Origin of the sequence: Streptomyces sp. NPDC006393 (assembly GCF_040628575.1) — a bacterium.
Taxonomy (GTDB): domain Bacteria; phylum Actinomycetota; class Actinomycetes; order Streptomycetales; family Streptomycetaceae; genus Streptomyces.
Genome location: NZ_JBEXZD010000045.1, coordinates 23665 through 39200, shown reverse-complemented (window position 1 = coordinate 39200; position 15536 = coordinate 23665). Strand labels below are relative to the sequence as shown.

Sequence of the window (15536 nt, the reverse complement as noted above, 5' to 3'; positions counted from 1 at the left end):
TCAGCGGGAACGGGCTCTGCCCGCGAGGATCCTGATGGAGACCAGGGCGACGACGGCGAGGGCGACGATGTAGCCGGACACGGCCATCGACGTCCCCGTGGCCTTGAGCAGCAGCACCATCAGGAAGGGCGCCAGACCGCCGCCGAGGACAGCGGCGATCTGGTAGCCGAGGGACGCCCCGGTGTAGCGCATCTCCGGGGTGAACAGCTCGGCGAACAGCGCGGCCTGGGGGCCGTACATGATGCTGAGGAAGCAGCTCGCCACGAAGGTCGCCACCGCCAGCCACAGCAGCGAGCCGGTGTCGATCAGCAGGAACAGCGGTACGGCCCACAGCGCGATCCCGGCCGCGCCGAGCGCGTAGACGCGGATGCGGCCGACACGGTCGGAGAGCGCGGCGGCGGCCGGGATCAGCACCAGCTGGGTGAGGCTGACGCAGAGCGAGACGGTGAGTACGGCGCTCTGCTCCATGCCGAGGTTGTGGGTGGTGTACTCCAGCACGCCGGTGATCAGGATGTAGAAGGTCGCCGTATTCACCGCGAAGGAGCCGCCGGCGAGGAAGACCGTGCCGAGGTGGCCGCGCAGCACGGTGCGCAGCGGCGAGCCGCGCTCCACCCGCTCCCGCTCGGCCCGCTCACGCTCGGCGAGCGCCCGCTCGGCCGCCCGGAACTCGGGGGTCTCCTCGACCCTGGTGTGGATGTACCAGGCGAGGACGAGGACGAGGAGGCCGACCAGGAAGGGCAGCCGCCAGGCCCAGGCGGCGAACGCCGAGTCGGTGGTGAAGGCGCCGGCGAGGAGGAAGACGGTGTTGGCCGTCACCACGCCGATGGGCACACCGAGCTGGACGAAGCTGCCGTAGACACCGCGCCGGCCCTCGGGCGCGTACTCGGTGGCCAGCAGCACCGCGCCGCCCCACTGGGCGCCGACCGCCAGGCCCTGCACCACTCGGAGCACGACGAGCAGGACCGGGGCGGCGACGCCGATGGTGGCGTACGTCGGCAGCAGGCCGATGCCGGTGGTGGCCGTGCCCATCAGGGTGAGGGCGAGGACCAGCATCGGCTTGCGGCCGCGCTTGTCCCCGAGGTGGCCGGCGATGATGCCGCCGATCGGACGGGCCAGGAAGCCGACGGCGAAGGTGGCGAAGGCGGCGAGGACTCCGGCGGTGGGGCTGCCGGCCGGGAAGTACAGGTCGCCGAGGACCAGGGCGGCCGCGATGCCGAAGACGAAGTAGTCGTACCACTCGACGGCGGAGGCGAGGGCGGCGGCGGTGGCCACCCGGCGGCGGCTGCGGATGGTGGGAGCGGTGGTGGTCAGTGGCTGAGCGGAAGGTGCCGTGTCCATGCGTGCACACTCCGGGGGTGCGGGGACGGGACGGGGGGCGGCTTGGGCCGGGACCGTACTGACCGGACGGTATGGGCGTCAACGGGTCGCGCACAGGAGTTTTGCCTGTATGGAGCACCGAGTCGGTGACGGTGGCGGGCGCGCGGATGTCGTGCGGGCATGCCTGGGATCCGGCCCGCCGCGGGGACGGGCCGGATGCGCCGCCGGCACCCCTGGACGTGCCTGGAGTGCCGGAAGACGGCGGCTCTAGAAGACCACCAGCGCCCGGCCGCCCTTCCCGGCCGTCATGTTCTCGAAGGCCGTCGGGATGCCGTCCAGGGCGATCCGCTCGGTCACCAGCGCGCCCAGGTCCAGGCGTCCGGCGCGGACGTGTTCGGCGAGCACGGGCAGGTCCTCGGCCGGGTCGGAGTTGCCGTACACGCAGCCGGAGAGGGTGCGGCCCCAGTGGAAGATCTCCAGGGCGTTGAAGGTGACCTGCTCCTCCTTGCCGCCGATGCCCACCACCGTCGTACGGCCGCCGCGGCGGGTGGACTCCCAGGCGGCGCGGATGGTGACCGCGCGGCCCACGCACTCCACGGAGACGTCGACGCCCTGCTTGCCGGTGAGGGCGCGGATCTCGCGGGGGGTGTTCTCGGAGGCGACGACGTAGTCGGTGGCGCCCGCCCGGCGTGCGAGATCCTCCTTCTCCGGGGAGACGTCGACGGCCACGATCCGCGCGGCGCCCGCGATCCGCGCCGCCTGGAGGGTGGCCAGGCCCACTCCGCCGACGCCGAACACCGCCACCGTCTCCCCCCGCCGGACCCGCGCCGAGTGGTGGACGGCGCCGTAGCCGGTGAGGACGGCGCAGCCGAGGAGGGCGGCGTCGGTGAGCGGGACGCCGTCCGGGAGGGGCAGCACGCAGGGGGCGGCGACGACCGTCTCCTCGGCGAAGGCGGCGACGTTCAGGCCGGGGTGGACCTCGGTGCCGTCGACGGTGCGGGCGTGGACGCCGGCGGCGCCGTTCAGGGCGTTGGCGCACAGCCAGACCTCGCCCAGCGAGCAGGCGTGGCAGCCGCCGCAGGACGGGGCCCAGTTGAGGACGACGGCGTCGCCGGGCGAGACGTGGGTGACTCCGTCCCCGACGGCGACGACGGTCCCGGCACCCTCGTGGCCGAGGACGGCCGGCACCGGCAGCCGCATGGTGCCGTTGGTCAGCGACAGGTCGGAGTGGCAGACCCCGGCCGCGGCGAGGCGCACGCGGACCTGGCCGGGGCCGGGCTCGGGCAGCTCGATCCCGGTGATCTCCAGCGGGGCGCCCACGGCGGGCAGGACGGCGGCACGTACGGCCATGGCTCGTGACTCCCTTAGAACTGGAGGGACTTGGTCTGGAGGTACTCGGCGAGACCGTGCGTGCCGAGTTCGCGGCCGACGCCGGACTGCTTGTAGCCGCCGAAGGGGGCGAGGGGGTTGAACCGGCCGCCGTTGATGTCGACCTGGCCGGTGTCCATCCGGCGGGCGAAGGCCACCGCCTCCGCCTCGTCGCCCGCCCAGACGGCGCCGGCGAGGCCGTAGACCGTGCCGTTGGCGATGCGCAGGGCGTCCTCCTCGTCCTCGTAGCGCAGGACGGACAGGACGGGACCGAAGATCTCCTCCTGGGCGACGGTCATGTCGGGGGTGACGTCGGCGAAGACGGTGGGGCTGACGAAGTAGCCCTGCTCGCGCGGGGATCCGGGGCCGCCCGCGACCAGCCGCGCCCCCTCGGCGATGCCCTTCTCGATGTAGCCGCGCACGCGCGCCTGCTGCCGCGCGTTGACCACCGGGCCGATGCGCTCGCCGTACTTGGCGGCGGCCGCCGCGGCCAGCCGGACCGCCTCGTCGTACTGGTCGCGGTGGACCAGCATGCGGGTCCAGGCGCTGCACGTCTGGCCGGAGTTGGACATGACGTTGGCGACGCCGACGTTCACCGCCTTGGCGAGGTCGGCGCTCGGCAGGATGACGTTCGCCGACTTGCCGCCGAGTTCCAGGGCGACCCTCTTGACGGCGGCGCCCGCGACGGCGCCGATCTGCTTGCCCACGGCGGTGGAGCCGGTGAAGGAGACCAGGTCGACGTCCGGGTGCTCGGCGAGCGCCTGTCCGGCGACCGGGCCGAGCCCGGTGACCAGGTTGAAGACGCCGGCCGGGATCCCGGCCTCGTGCACCGCCTCGGCGAAGAGCTGGGCGGTGAGCGGGGTGTCCTCGGCGGGCTTGAGGACGACGGTGCAGCCCGCGGCGAGCGCCGGGGCGACCTTGGCGACGATCTGGTGCAGGGGGTAGTTCCAGGGGGTGATGGCGCCGACCACGCCGACCGGCTCGTGCAGGACGGTGGAGTTGCCGACCCGTTCCTCGAAGGCGTACGTGGCCGCCAGGTCGGCGTAGGAGCCGGCGACCGCGATGGGCACGCCCGCGTGCACGGTCTGCGAGAAGGCGAGCGGGGAGCCCAGTTCGGCGGTGACCGTCTCGGCGATCTCGTCCTTGCGGGCCACCAGTACGTCCCGGAGGGCGGCCAGCCGGGCGGCGCGCTCGGCGGGCGGGGTGGCGGCCCAGGCGGGGAAGGCGGCGCGGGCGGCGCGCACCGCCGTGTCGACGTCCTCGGCGGTGCCGGCCGGGACGGTGGCGATGACCTGTTCGTCGGCCGGGTTCACCACCTCGATGACGTCCGGGCCGGCGGCGGGGCGCCAGGCGCCGCCGATGTAGATGCCGTCGTGTGCCTTCATCGTGCTGGTGCTCCTCCGGGGCGGGGGCGTCCGCCGCGTCCCCGCGGGCCACGGGCGTGTGGTCCGGGGGCGCGGCGTCGCGCGTCACAACCTACCGACAGCCACATAAACTAGCGCCGATAGTTTTCCCGCACCAGACACCCCGGCCGGCAGCGGGCGCGGCGACCCGTGCCGGACACCCCGGCCCGCGCCGGAGGCCACGGCCCGCCGACCGCCGAAGCGCCGACCCGCCCCGGCTCACTCCTCCAGGTCGGGGACGCGGTCGGGGGCCGGGCAGATGCGGTCGCCGTGCTGGTCGAAGACGAACAGGTGGGCGAGGTCGACGAGGAGGGGGACCTGCATGCCGTGGCGGAGCTGGATGTCGGGGGTGGTGCGGACCACCAGGTCGCCGGGCAGGCGCGGTTCGGTGGCGGAGGCGAGTTCCGGTGCGGCGATGGTGCCGGTGGGGCGCTCGAGCACGCCCACGGAGCCGGCGCGCAGCGCGACGGCCCGTTCGCGCAGGCGGTCCAGCACCGTGCCGTCGCGGCGGCGGCGCCGGTCCGGGCGGCCGGCGGGGCGCGGCGCCTCCAGGTCCGGTACGACGGCGGGCTGGGAGCCGGTGTTGAAGTGGACGAGGACTTCGTGGCCCTGGAACTCCAGGTGCTCCACCAGTCCGGTGATCGGCACCTCGCCGGGCCGGGCGGCGGCGGGCTTGGCGATCCGTACGGCCTCCGAGCGCAGGCCCACGATCACCTCGCGGCCCTGCTGCACGCGCAGCATCTGATGGTCCAGGGACAGGGGTTCGGGCAGGCGCAGGAACTGCTTGCCGAGGGTGATGGTCATGGCCCCGCCGAGCGGGGCGCGGACCAGGCCGCGCAGCAGGTTGATGCGCGGGGTGCCGATGAAGGCGGCGACGAAGACGTTGCGGGGCAGGGCGTAGACGGCGCGCGGGGAGCCGACCTGTTGCAGGACGCCGCCGCGCAGGACGGCGACCCGGTCACCCAGGGACATGGCCTCGGACTGGTCGTGGGTGACGTAGACCGTGGTGACGCCGAGTTCCCTGGTGAGCTGGGATATCTCGGCGCGCAGATGGTTGCGGAGCTTGGCGTCGAGGTTCGACAGCGGCTCGTCCATCAGGAAGGCGGAGGGGTGTCGGGCGATCGCCCGGCCCATGGCGACGCGCTGGCGTTCGCCGCCGGAGAGTTGTCCCGGAAAACGGTCGAGCAGGTCCTCGATGCCCAGCATCCGGGCGGTGGCGTCCACCCGGCCGCCGGGGTCGACACCGGGGGACTCGATGCGCAGCGGGAAGCCGATGTTGTCGCGGCTGGTCATGTTCGGGTAGAGCGCGAAGTTCTGGAAGACCATCGCCATGTCCCGGCCGGCGGGCGGCAGATCGTTGGCGTACTCGCCGTCGAGCAGCAGCTGCCCCTCGGTGATCTCCTCCAGGCCCGCGATCATCCGCAGCACGGTCGACTTGCCGCAGCCCGAGGGCCCGAGCAGTACCAGGAACTCGCCGGGCGCTATGTCGAGCGAGAGCCGGTCCACCACACGGGGGCCCTTGCTGGAGTACGTCTTGCTCACGTCGTGCAGAGAGATGGCGCGTGTCATGTGATGCCTTCGGGGACTCACCGGAGCGCTGGTACTGCGCGTGTCGAAGCCTCGTGCGGGTCGTACGGGCCTTGTGAGTCACGGAAGTTAACGGAATGTACGCACCCGGGGGAAGACATCCGACACCTTCGAATATTTTCGTCCAGCGGGCGAGAAAGCGGACGGCCGCATTCACCGGCGGGGCGGCCGACCCGGAGCCGCCGCCCCGCGGCCGGGCCGCCGCCGCTGCCCCGCCCGCCTCACTTCGTCGACGTCAGATGGGCGAAGACCACCACGTTGCTGGAGTAGCCGGCACGGCGGGTGTAGAGGCCGCCGCAGGTGATGACGTGCAGCTCGGGGCGGCGGGCGGTGCCGTACACCTCCTTGTCGGGGAAGCGGTCCTTGTCGAAGATCCGCACCTTGTCGACGGTGTAGACGGCGGTACGGCCGTCCGCGCGCCGCACCTCGATGGGGCGGCCCCGTTCGACCTGGCCGAGCGCGGCGAAGACGGCGGCGCCCGTCTTCGTGTCGCGGTGCCCGACCGCGATCGCGGTGCCGGACTCCCCCGGTGAGGGACCGTCCTCGTACCAGCCGACCAGCTTCGGCTTGTCGACCGGCGGAGTCTGAAGCTGCCGGTCGGCGCCCAGGCCGATGCCGACGACGGGCGCGTCGATCCCGAGCGAGGGGATGCGCAGGGAGGTCGCGCGGGAGCGGGGCAGCGGCGTGGGCGGGGGCGCGGAGGACGCCTCGCCGCCGGGGCCGCCGCCGTGCGGGCCGTCGCCGTGCGGGCCGTCGCCGTGCGGGCCGTCGCCGGAACCGTGGTCGTCCGGGCTGTCGCCGGAGCCGCCGCCGTCCGCCTCGCCGTCCGCCTCGCCCTCCGCCCCGCGGTCGGCCGAGCCGGCCGTCGCCCGGGCGCCGGCCGCCTTGTCCGCGGCGGGGTGCCCGTGGTGTCCCTCGCACCGGACCCCGACCGTGACCAGGACGGACGCGAGCACGGCCGTGCGGGCGAGACGGTAGGCGCGGGTCCGGTACCAGGGCCTGCGTCTGCGCCTACGCGGCACCATGGGGGCGCCGGCGGACCAGCCGGACGTACGCGACCCCGCTGACCACGACCAGCCCGACGGCCGCTGCCCCGGCCACCGGGGAGAAGGCCTGGGCCGTGTCGACCAGGCCGCCGCCGCCCGCGTGCACGCCGCCCTTCGGACGCGGCGGGTCGTCGCGGTCGGCTCCCCCGCCGCCGTGCTCACCGCGCTGGTCGTCGCGGCCACCGTCGTCGATCTGGTTCGGGCCCTGTCCGCCCTCGTGGCGGTTGTCCTCGTGGCAGTTGACGCGGAAGATCTTCTCCCTGGGGGCGGGCACCGTCGCCGTCGGGCTGGCGGGGAAGGTCAGCCGGTACTGTCCATTGGCCAGTCCCAGCGGCTCGGTCTGGCCGACACCGCCCGCGAGAGTGATGGAGCCGTTGTAGCCGTCCCCCGTGGGCAGCGGGGGCTGCGGTTCGATCCGGTACGCGATGCTCGTGTCGATACCGAAGTTGGTGGCGTCCAGATAGAACCGGCAGACCACAGGGTCGTCCTTCGCGACCCCGAAGGGGACACCCAGCCGGTGGATCCTGATGTCGCCGTTGGTCTGTGCCACGGCGGACGGCGCCGCCAGCCACGGGGCACCCGCCAGCGTCAGGGCCGCCACGGCCGCGGCGGCGCCGACGCGGGAGCCGAGGGTGCGTGGGAGTGTCAGAGTGGGCATGCGCGTTCCTCCGAGTCAGACGATTTTCATACAAATCGCACTTTCATCTGACTCTCTTTCACGCCCTCTCCCACGAGCGCCGTACCCCCGCCCGACGCGCCGTCAGGTGTCCCTCGTCCGGGTCAACCCCACGCCGCCGTTCAGGGGGCGCGCCGCCTGTCGCCGCCCGGGAGCGGCGGGCGGCGCGCCCCGGACGGAGGAGGGTCAGACGATGCCGAACAGCACCGCGGCGCCCAGGACGACCAGCGAGGTCAGCGCGGCCCACTTCACCACGAACCTGGTGTGGTCCCCGAACTCCACCTTGGCCATGCCGACCAGCACGTACACGGCGGGCACGAGCGGGCTGGACATGTGCAGCGGCTGGCCCACGATCGAGGCGCGGGCGATCTCGACGGCGGAGACCCCGTGGGCCTGGCCGGCCTCGGCGAGCACCGGCAGGATGCCGAAGTAGAAGCCGTCGTTGGACATGAAGTACGTGAGCGGGACGCTCAGCACGCCCGTCACGAGCGCCATGTGCGGGCCCAGGGCGTCGGGGATGTTGCCGACCAGCCACGCGGCCATGTGGTCGACCATGCCGGTGCCCTGGAGCACGCCGGTGAAGACGGCGGCGGCGAAGACCATGCCGGAGACGTTGAGGACGTTCTCGGCGTGCGCGGCGATCCTGGCCTTCTGGTCCGGCATGTGCGGGAAGTTGACGGTCAGGGCGAGGGCCGCGCCGAGCAGGAACAGCACCGGGATCGGCAGCCACTCCATGATCATGGCGGTGAGCAGGGCGACCGTGAGCAGCGCGTTGAACCAGTAGAGCCTCGGCCGCAGGGTGGGACGGTCCGGGTCGAGCCCTCGGAAACCCTCGTCCTCGGGGGCGCGGGTGTCCTCCGCGGGGGCGCCGGTGCCGGTCCCCGCACTGCCGTCGCCGCCCCCGCTGCGGCCCTTTCCCCGGCCCGTGCCGGGCCCGGTCGCGGAGCCCGCGCCGACCAGGACGGTCTCCTTCTCCTCCACCAGCACGTCGTCCAGGGTCAGCACGCCGAGCCGCCTGCGCTCGCGCCGGCCGAGGACGTAGGCGAGGGCGAGGACACCGAGCAGACCGACCGCGAGGGCCGGGATCATCGGCACGAAGATGTCGCTCGCGTCCAGCTTCAGGGCGGTGGCGGCGCGGGCGGTGGGGCCGCCCCAGGGCAGGGTGTTCATCACGCCGTTGGCCATCGCGGCGACACCGGTCATCACGACCAGGCTCATCTTCAGGCGCTTGTAGAGCGGGTACATCGCCGAGACGGTGATCATGAAGGTGGTCGAGCCGTCGCCGTCCAGCGAGACGATCGCGGCGAGCAGGGCCGTGCCGACGACGATCCGCAGCGGGTCGGCCTTGCAGAACCTCAGGATGCCCCGGACGACCGGGTCGAAGAGGCCGACGTCGATCATCACACCGAAGTAGACGATCGCGAACATGAGCATCGCCGCGGTGGGGGCGAGGCCGGTGACGCCGTCGACGACGTAGTCGCCGAGCTTGGCGCCCTTGCCGACGAACACGCAGAACAGCGCGGGGATCAGCACGAGCGCCGCGATCGGCGACATCTTCTTCATCATGATCAGGACCAGGAAGGTCGCGATCATGGTGAAGCCGAGGATGGTCAGCATGAGTGGATACCTAACGTTCGCCCTTGAACTTCCGGCCAGGGCCGGGGTCGGCGTCGACGCTAGGTGGCGTAAAGAACGGTTAACAAGTGGTTGACGCGCGAGCAATAAGCGCAAAATTCCAGGTCACGGCGTTGCCGTCAGCTCGACGGGCACTCCGTTGAGGACGGCGTTGCCGCTGAGCGGGTCCAGCATGCTGCCGTCCAGCAGCTGGTTGACGTTGACGCCGGGGACCGTGGCGGCGTGCGCCAGCCGGGTGCCGGGGCGGTCGTGGCCCCAGCCGTGCGGCAGGCTCACCACTCCGGGCCGTACGGCGTCCGTGACCTCCGCCGGGGCGGTCACCTCTCCCCCGGCGCCCTTCACCCGCACGGGCGCCCCCTGGGTCACGCCGAGCCGCTCGGCGTCCTCGGGGTGGATGTGCAGGGTGCAGCGGTTCGAACCGCCGGTGAGGGCGGGCACGATGGGGGTCCCCCCGCGCGAGCGTATTCGAGCGTGGGGGAGCATCCAGCTGTTGTTGGAGCGCAGATGGCGGCGGCCGACCAGGACCAGCCCGGCGGCCGGGCGCTCGCGCAGGGCCGCGCGCAGCCGCGGCAGATCGTCGGCGATGGGCCGCGGCAGCAGCTCGACCTTGCCGGAGACGGTCTTCAGCGGCTGGGGCAGCCGGGGCCGCAGCGGGCCGAGGTCGATGCCGTGCGGGTGGGCGAGCAGCTTCTCCAGACTCAGCCCGTCGGGCCGGACGCCGAAGCCGTCGCCGTAGGGGCCGAGACGCAGCATCATGTCCAGGCGCCGTTCCGGGCCGGTCTCGCCGGTGAGCTGCCCGGCGAGTTCCCGCGAGTCGCGGCCGTGCACGGGCGAGTACGGCTCCTTGACCGCCTTGGCCAGCGTCTGCCCGATGACCATGTCGTCGACGGCGGCGGGGTCGGTGCCGTGCATGCCGGTGGCGGCGAGGGTCAGCCGGGCGAGGATCTCGGTCTCGGCCATCCTGCCGGGTTCCAGGGGGACGGCGGGGCGGGTGTAGCGGACCTGGTTGCGCACGGCGAGCGTGTTGAAGGCGAAGTCGTGGTGCGGGCTCTGCGCGGGCGGGGGCGGCGGCAGCACGACGTGCGCGTGGCGCGAGGTCTCGTTCGGGGCGTGGAGCTCCCGGGAGCTGGGTCGGGAACTTTGCGGTGTTCGAATGCGGGGACCTGGAGCGGCGGGGTAGCGTCGCGGCTGTGAAGCTGGTGGTGCAGGTGAAGCTGCTGCCGACGCCCGTGCAGGCGGCTGCACTTGAGGCAACTCTGCACGCCTGCAACGAGGCCGCTTCATGGGTGAGTGAAGTCGCCTTCGAAACGGATGTGAAGAACAACTTCGCGCTGCGCAGACTCACCTACGACCAGGCGAAGGCCCGATGGGGCTTGGGTGCGCAGGCCGCCCAGCACGTGATCAAGAAGACGTGCGACGCGTACGCCGTACTGAAGGCGAACCTTCGGGCCGGGAACCTGGGCAGGCCCGGCTCGCAGCGCCACCGGAAGGCCGCCGGGAAGGCGGTCGCCTTCCGGCCCGACAGCGCGCAGCCCTACGACGACCGGATGCTGTCCTGGCAGATCCCCGAGCGGCGGATCTCCATCTGGACAGTGTCGGGCCGGGTGAAGGGCGTGGCGTTCACCGCCTCGCCGGAGCAGCTGGCAACCCTGGCCCTGTATCGCAAGGGCGAGTCCGACCTGGTGCGCCGGGACGGCATGTGGTTCCTCAACGCCACCTGCGAGGTCCCCGAAGCGCCGCTGAACACGGATCCGGTGGACTTCCTCGGCATCGACCTGGGCATCGCCAACATCGCCACCACCTCCGACGGCGAGATCATGGCCGGGCGCGAGCTCAACCGGATCCGGGCCCGCGAACGCGGGCTGCGCGCCAAGCTGCAGAAGAAGAACACCCCGTCCGCCAGGCGTCGGCTGAAGAAGCGACGGCGCAAGGAGGCGCGGCGGGCGCGGGACATCAATCACAAGATCGCGAAGCATGTGGTGGCCGAGGCTGAACGCACCGGTCGTGGGATCGCCCTGGAAGACCTGACGGGGATCCGCGAGCGGGTACGGCTTCGCAAGCCCCAACGGGCCACCCATTCCAGCTGGGCGTTCGCGCAGCTGGGGCAGTTCATCGCGCACAAGGCTCGCCGGGCGGGGGTGCCGGTGGTGTACGTCGATCCGGCGTACACCTCGCGCACCTGTGCCGAGTGTGGGCACATCGACAGGGCGAACCGGGTCTCGCAGGCCTGGTTCGCGTGCCGGAACTGCGGATTCGTTGATCACGCGGACCGGAACAGCTCCCGCAACATCCGCGCCCGCGCGTGGAAGTTGTGGCGATGCGGGGCCCCGTCAACGGCCCCTGCCCCACCACCGCGCCAGCGGGGCGGGGCTGGACGCAAACGCAGTGCCACAGCCGGTGGTGTTTCGTTGCGCAAGCCTGCCGCTCTAGCGGCGAGTAGTTGACTCGAGCACGCGGCCCAGATACGCCCGCAGCAGCTCCCGCGCCTCCTCGATGATCTTCTCGTCGCCCTGCGGGTCGACGCGGAAGGCGAGTTGGACGAGGGTGTCGGCGGTTTCGACGGCCACCAGGAAGACGCGGCGCAGGTCGTCGTCCGGTTCGCGGCGCAGGTGGCCGGAGAGCAGGTGGACGAGGCGGTCGGCGACGCGGTGGTTGGGCCCGGCCTGACGGGCGCCGAGGGGGATCTGGTTGCCGAAGTCGACGAGGGAGAAGCCGGGGGCGGTCCGCTTCATCTCCAGGTACTCGTCGAGCACGGCGTCCATGGCCACGCGCCAGCCGCCGCCGGCGGAGCCCTCGGCGGGCCCCGCCGCCTGCCCTTCCGCCTGCCCTTTCGCCGGCCCTTTCGCCGTCTCGGCGGGCGTCTCCCTCAGGCGCTCCTTCAGACGCTCCTTGACGCGCTCGGTGTACCGCTCGAGGTTGCGCTGGGCGAGCGCGTCGGCCATCGCGCGCTTGTTGCCGAAGAAGCGGTAGACGGAGCCGATGGGCACGCCGGCGCGCTGGGCGACGGCACGTGTGCTCAGGGCGTCGTAGCCGATCTCGTCGAGGAGATCGGCGCAGGCGTCGAGAATCCTGGTCAGCCGTTCGGCGCTGCGCTGCTGCACGGGTGCGCGGCGGAGCGAGGTCGCGTGGTGCACGGACGTCATGATGCCGCTCCGCGCCGATCCGGTGAAGCGCGCCCTCCCCCACCGGGTCCGGAGCCCGTCCGGTGCGTCACGATGCGGCCACCCGGACCGCGTCGGCGGCATCACCCGTGACGGTCGTGGCGGTGACCGCGGACGCCCTGACGACAAGGCTCCCGGCGCTCGCCGTGCCGGCGGTGGCGGCGGTGGCGGCCGTAGCGCCGCTCACGGCGGCCGGGACGGCGGAGCCGACGGTACGGACCGCGCCGGTCACGGTGTCCGCCCCGGCCGCGCCCACCGGACCCGACGCGCTCGCCACGCTCGCGGTCCCGGTCGGACAGGGGAGGCCGGGTGTCGTCGTGCCGGAGGCGGTGGTGCCCGCTCGGTCCGCCGAAGCCACCCCGGTCGCGGTACCGGTGCCGCCCGCCGGACGCCCCGTGCTCGCCGTTCCCGTGGTGCCCACGCGACCCACCGCGCCCGCCGCACCGACGCCGCCCGCCCGGCCCGCCACAGTTGCCGTACCGGCGCCGCCCGCCGCGCTCGCCGTGCCCGTCGGACAGGGGGTGCCCGGCAGGTCGGGGGTCGCGGCCGGTGTTCCGGGGGTCGGGGGTGACGCCGTTATGTCGGCGGTGCTCTGGACCGGCTTGCCGGCGACCGCCCAGACCGTGCCGTCGTCGGCGTACAGCCGGGCGGTGACATGGTGGGTGCCGCGCGGGACCAGGCGGGCGGAGAGACGGAACTCGGGGGCGTGCAGGCGGCCGACGAGCCGGCCGTCCACCAGCACGTGGGCCACGCCCCGGCCGACCGTGGCGTGCGCCGCCGTGCCGGCCGGCGAGAAGCGGAAGCGGCGGACGGTCAGGCGTACGTCCCAGCTGCCGCCCGAGTCGGGCCGCACCTCGACGCCCACCTCGGGCGCGGCCTTCTTGTCCACCTCACGGTAGGGCCGGCCCTCCTCGTCCGTATGGTCGATGAGCTTGCCCACGGGTGTGGGCGACTCCCCCTGTGTACTCCCCCGCGCACCGTTCCCACCGCAGCCCGCCGACGCGACGAGCACCAGGACACAGACCGCGAGCGCAGCGCGAGTTCGGCGCGTCCACGACGTCATGGTGCGGAGCGTAGAGCAGCCCTCCGACAGCCGGATCCCCCTCAGGTCTGGTTCTCGCCCCTCCCCCGGAAGGAGGTCCTCAGGCCCTCTTGCGCCCGGGAAAACGCAATCCTACGGTGTTGCATAGGAATCAGAGCTGGTGCGCAAGGGAGCGACGATGAGCAGCGGGGACGCACGCAAGACCGCCGAAGGACTGACCTACCTCCACGGTTTCGGCAACGAGCACAGTTCGGAGGCGGTGCCCGGCGCGCTGCCCGAGGGCCGCAACTCGCCGCAGCGCGCCCCCCTCGGGCTGTACGCGGAGCAGCTCAGCGGTACGGCGTTCACCGAGCCGCGGGCGCACAACCGCCGCTCGTGGCTGTACCGCATCCGCCCCTCGGCCGCGCACCCGGCGTTCACCCGCACCGGCAACGGCTCGCTGCGCACGGCGCCCTTCACCCAAGCGGTGCCCGACCCCAACCGGCTGCGCTGGAACCCGCTGCCGGAGCCCGGTCCGGACACGGACTTCCTGGCCGGCCTGTGGACCCTCGGCGGCAACGGCGACGCCACCCAGCGCACCGGCATGGCCGTGCACCTGTACCACGCCAACCGCTCGATGGAGCGCGTCTTCAGCGACGCGGACGGCGAGCTGCTCATCGTGCCGGAGCGCGGCGGTCTGCTGCTGCACACGGAGTTCGGGCTGCTGCACGCCGAGCCGGGCCATGTGGCGCTGATCCCGCGCGGGGTGCGCTTCCGCGTCGAACTCCTCGACGCCGAGTCCGACGGCGGGCAGAGCCCGACGGCCCGCGGCTACGTCTGCGAGAACTACGGCGCCCCCTTCCGCCTGCCCGACCTCGGCCCCATCGGCGCCAACGGGCTGGCCAACGCCCGTGACTTCCGCGCGCCCGTCGCCGCCTACGAGGACGTCGAGGGCCCGGTGGAGGTGGTGAACAAGTTCTGCGGCAACCTCTGGACGGCGACCTACGACCACTCCCCGCTCGACGTCGTGGCCTGGCACGGCAACCATGTGCCGTACGTCTACGACCTGCGCCGCTTCAACGTGATCGGGACGGTCTCCTACGACCACCCGGACCCGTCGATCTTCACGGTGCTGACCTCGCCCTCCGACACCCCCGGCCTGGCGGGCGTGGACTTCGTCGTCTTCGCGCCGCGCTGGCTGGTGGGCGAGGACACCTTCCGGCCGCCGTACTTCCACCGGAACGTGATGAGCGAGTACATGGGCCTGATCGAGGGCGCGTACGACGCCAAGGCCGAGGGCTTCGTGCCGGGCGGCGGCTCGCTGCACAACATGATGTCGGCGCACGGCCCGGACCGGGAGACCTTCGACCGGGCGAGCGCGGCCGAGCTGAAGCCGCAGAAGATCGACGACGGGCTGGCGTTCATGTTCGAGACCCGCTGGCCGGTGACGCTCACGCCGCACGCGATGCGCGCCGAGCACCTGCAACAGCGCTACGACGACGTCTGGCAGGGGCTTCAGGGGCACTTCCGCCGCCCCTTGCACTGACGATTCCCGCCAGGTACGGATGGCCCGTGACCTCCTTCGCTCCGGATTCGATCGTCCTGAACCGCAAGCTGCCGCTGTGGTACCAGGTGTCGCAGTCGCTGCGCGCCTCGATCCTCGGCCGCTCGCCCCGCGACCCGCTGCGGCTGCCCACCGAGGAGCAGTTGGCGGGGCACTACGGGGTGAGCGTGCTGACCATGCGGCAGGCGCTGAAGGAGCTGGAGGACGAGGGGCTGATCACCCGTCACCGGCGGCGCGGCACGTTCATCGAGCCCGCGGCCACCCGGAGTTCCCCGGTCCGGCTGCTCGGCTCGGTGGACGCGATCGTGGCCCAGCAGTCCGGGATGACGACCGAACTGCTGGACCACGGCACGGCGTCCGTACCCGCCGAGCTCGCCGAGTTCTTCCCGGATCTGGACGAGGTGGCGTCGTACCACCGGCTGCGCAGCGACGAGAAGAGCGGCGAGCCGACCAACCACGCCCGCAACTACGTCCGCCCGGAGCTGGCCGCGCGCATATCACCGGACGACCTGGCGCGCTGGCCCATGACGAAGGTGCTGCGGGACGTGGTGGGCGCGGACATCAGCCGGATCACGGACACGGTGGAGGCGCGGCTGGCCGACCCCGAGACGGCACGCCTGCTCGACGTGCCCCTGCTCAGCCCGATCCTGCACTACACGGGCATCACCTACGACACGGCGGGACGCCCCCTGGACGTGGCGGTCATCCACTACCGCGGCGACCGCTTCTCCTTCACGGTGACGCTGGATGCCACCTGA

11 protein-coding genes and 2 pseudogenes are annotated in these 15536 nt (G+C 72.7%); 3 read left to right on the top strand and 10 right to left on the bottom strand.

Translation table 11 applies throughout. The features are described 5' to 3' along the window. From ABZ484_RS20100 to ABZ484_RS20065, 8 genes and pseudogenes are all read right to left on the bottom strand, one after another. Positions 1-1338 (bottom strand): MFS transporter, encoded by a 1338-nt coding sequence (locus tag ABZ484_RS20100; RefSeq protein ID WP_358867248.1) that lies wholly within the window; start codon positions 1336-1338, stop codon positions 1-3. Between the two features lie 246 nt (positions 1339-1584). After that, positions 1585-2667, bottom strand: coding sequence for a zinc-binding dehydrogenase (locus tag ABZ484_RS20095; protein ID WP_358867247.1), 1083 nt, complete (start codon positions 2665-2667; stop codon positions 1585-1587). A 14-nt stretch (positions 2668-2681) separates the two neighbouring features. Beyond that, positions 2682-4070 (bottom strand): aldehyde dehydrogenase family protein, encoded by a 1389-nt coding sequence (locus ABZ484_RS20090; RefSeq protein WP_358867246.1) that lies wholly within the window; start codon positions 4068-4070, stop codon positions 2682-2684. A gap of 237 nt (positions 4071-4307) precedes the next feature. Further along, positions 4308-5657, bottom strand: a complete 1350-nt coding sequence (locus tag ABZ484_RS20085; RefSeq protein ID WP_358867245.1) for an ABC transporter ATP-binding protein — start codon at positions 5655-5657, stop codon at positions 4308-4310. 239 nt (positions 5658-5896) lie between these two features. Continuing rightward, positions 5897-6700 (bottom strand): class F sortase, encoded by an 804-nt coding sequence (locus ABZ484_RS20080; protein WP_358867244.1) that lies wholly within the window; start codon positions 6698-6700, stop codon positions 5897-5899. Next, positions 6687-7379: a hypothetical protein gene (locus ABZ484_RS20075; protein ID WP_358867243.1), complete on the bottom strand. Its 693-nt coding sequence runs from the start codon at positions 7377-7379 to the stop codon at positions 6687-6689. The genes ABZ484_RS20080 and ABZ484_RS20075 overlap by 14 nt, the downstream gene beginning before the upstream one ends. 204 nt (positions 7380-7583) lie before the next feature. Continuing rightward, positions 7584-9014, bottom strand: a complete 1431-nt coding sequence (locus ABZ484_RS20070; RefSeq protein WP_358867242.1) for a citrate:proton symporter — start codon at positions 9012-9014, stop codon at positions 7584-7586. Positions 9015-9137: 123 nt separating this feature from the next. Further along, positions 9138-10136, bottom strand: a pseudogene (locus ABZ484_RS20065) (molybdopterin dinucleotide binding domain-containing protein); the annotation flags it as partial. 86 nt (positions 10137-10222) lie between these two features. On the opposite strand from ABZ484_RS20065, the gene ABZ484_RS20060 reads away from it, so the two are divergent. Next, the gene (locus ABZ484_RS20060) at positions 10223-11476 is read left to right on the top strand and encodes a transposase (protein WP_358867241.1); all 1254 of its coding nucleotides are present in this window, start codon (positions 10223-10225) and stop codon (positions 11474-11476) included. On the opposite strand, the gene ABZ484_RS20055 is transcribed toward ABZ484_RS20060, so the two are convergent. Then, positions 11459-12175, bottom strand: a complete 717-nt coding sequence (locus ABZ484_RS20055) for a TetR/AcrR family transcriptional regulator (protein ID WP_358867240.1) — start codon at positions 12173-12175, stop codon at positions 11459-11461. The genes ABZ484_RS20060 and ABZ484_RS20055 overlap by 18 nt on opposite strands. Before the next feature lie 586 nt (positions 12176-12761). Then, a pseudogene (locus tag ABZ484_RS20050) lies at positions 12762-13256 on the bottom strand (hypothetical protein); the annotation flags it as partial. A gap of 157 nt (positions 13257-13413) precedes the next feature. On the opposite strand from ABZ484_RS20050, the gene hmgA reads away from it, so the two are divergent. Together hmgA and ABZ484_RS20040 are read left to right on the top strand one after the other, a co-directional pair. Beyond that, positions 13414-14760: a homogentisate 1,2-dioxygenase gene (gene hmgA, locus ABZ484_RS20045; RefSeq protein ID WP_358867239.1), complete on the top strand. Its 1347-nt coding sequence runs from the start codon at positions 13414-13416 to the stop codon at positions 14758-14760. A gap of 26 nt (positions 14761-14786) precedes the next feature. After that, positions 14787-15536 (top strand): GntR family transcriptional regulator, encoded by a 750-nt coding sequence (locus ABZ484_RS20040; protein WP_358867238.1) that lies wholly within the window; start codon positions 14787-14789, stop codon positions 15534-15536.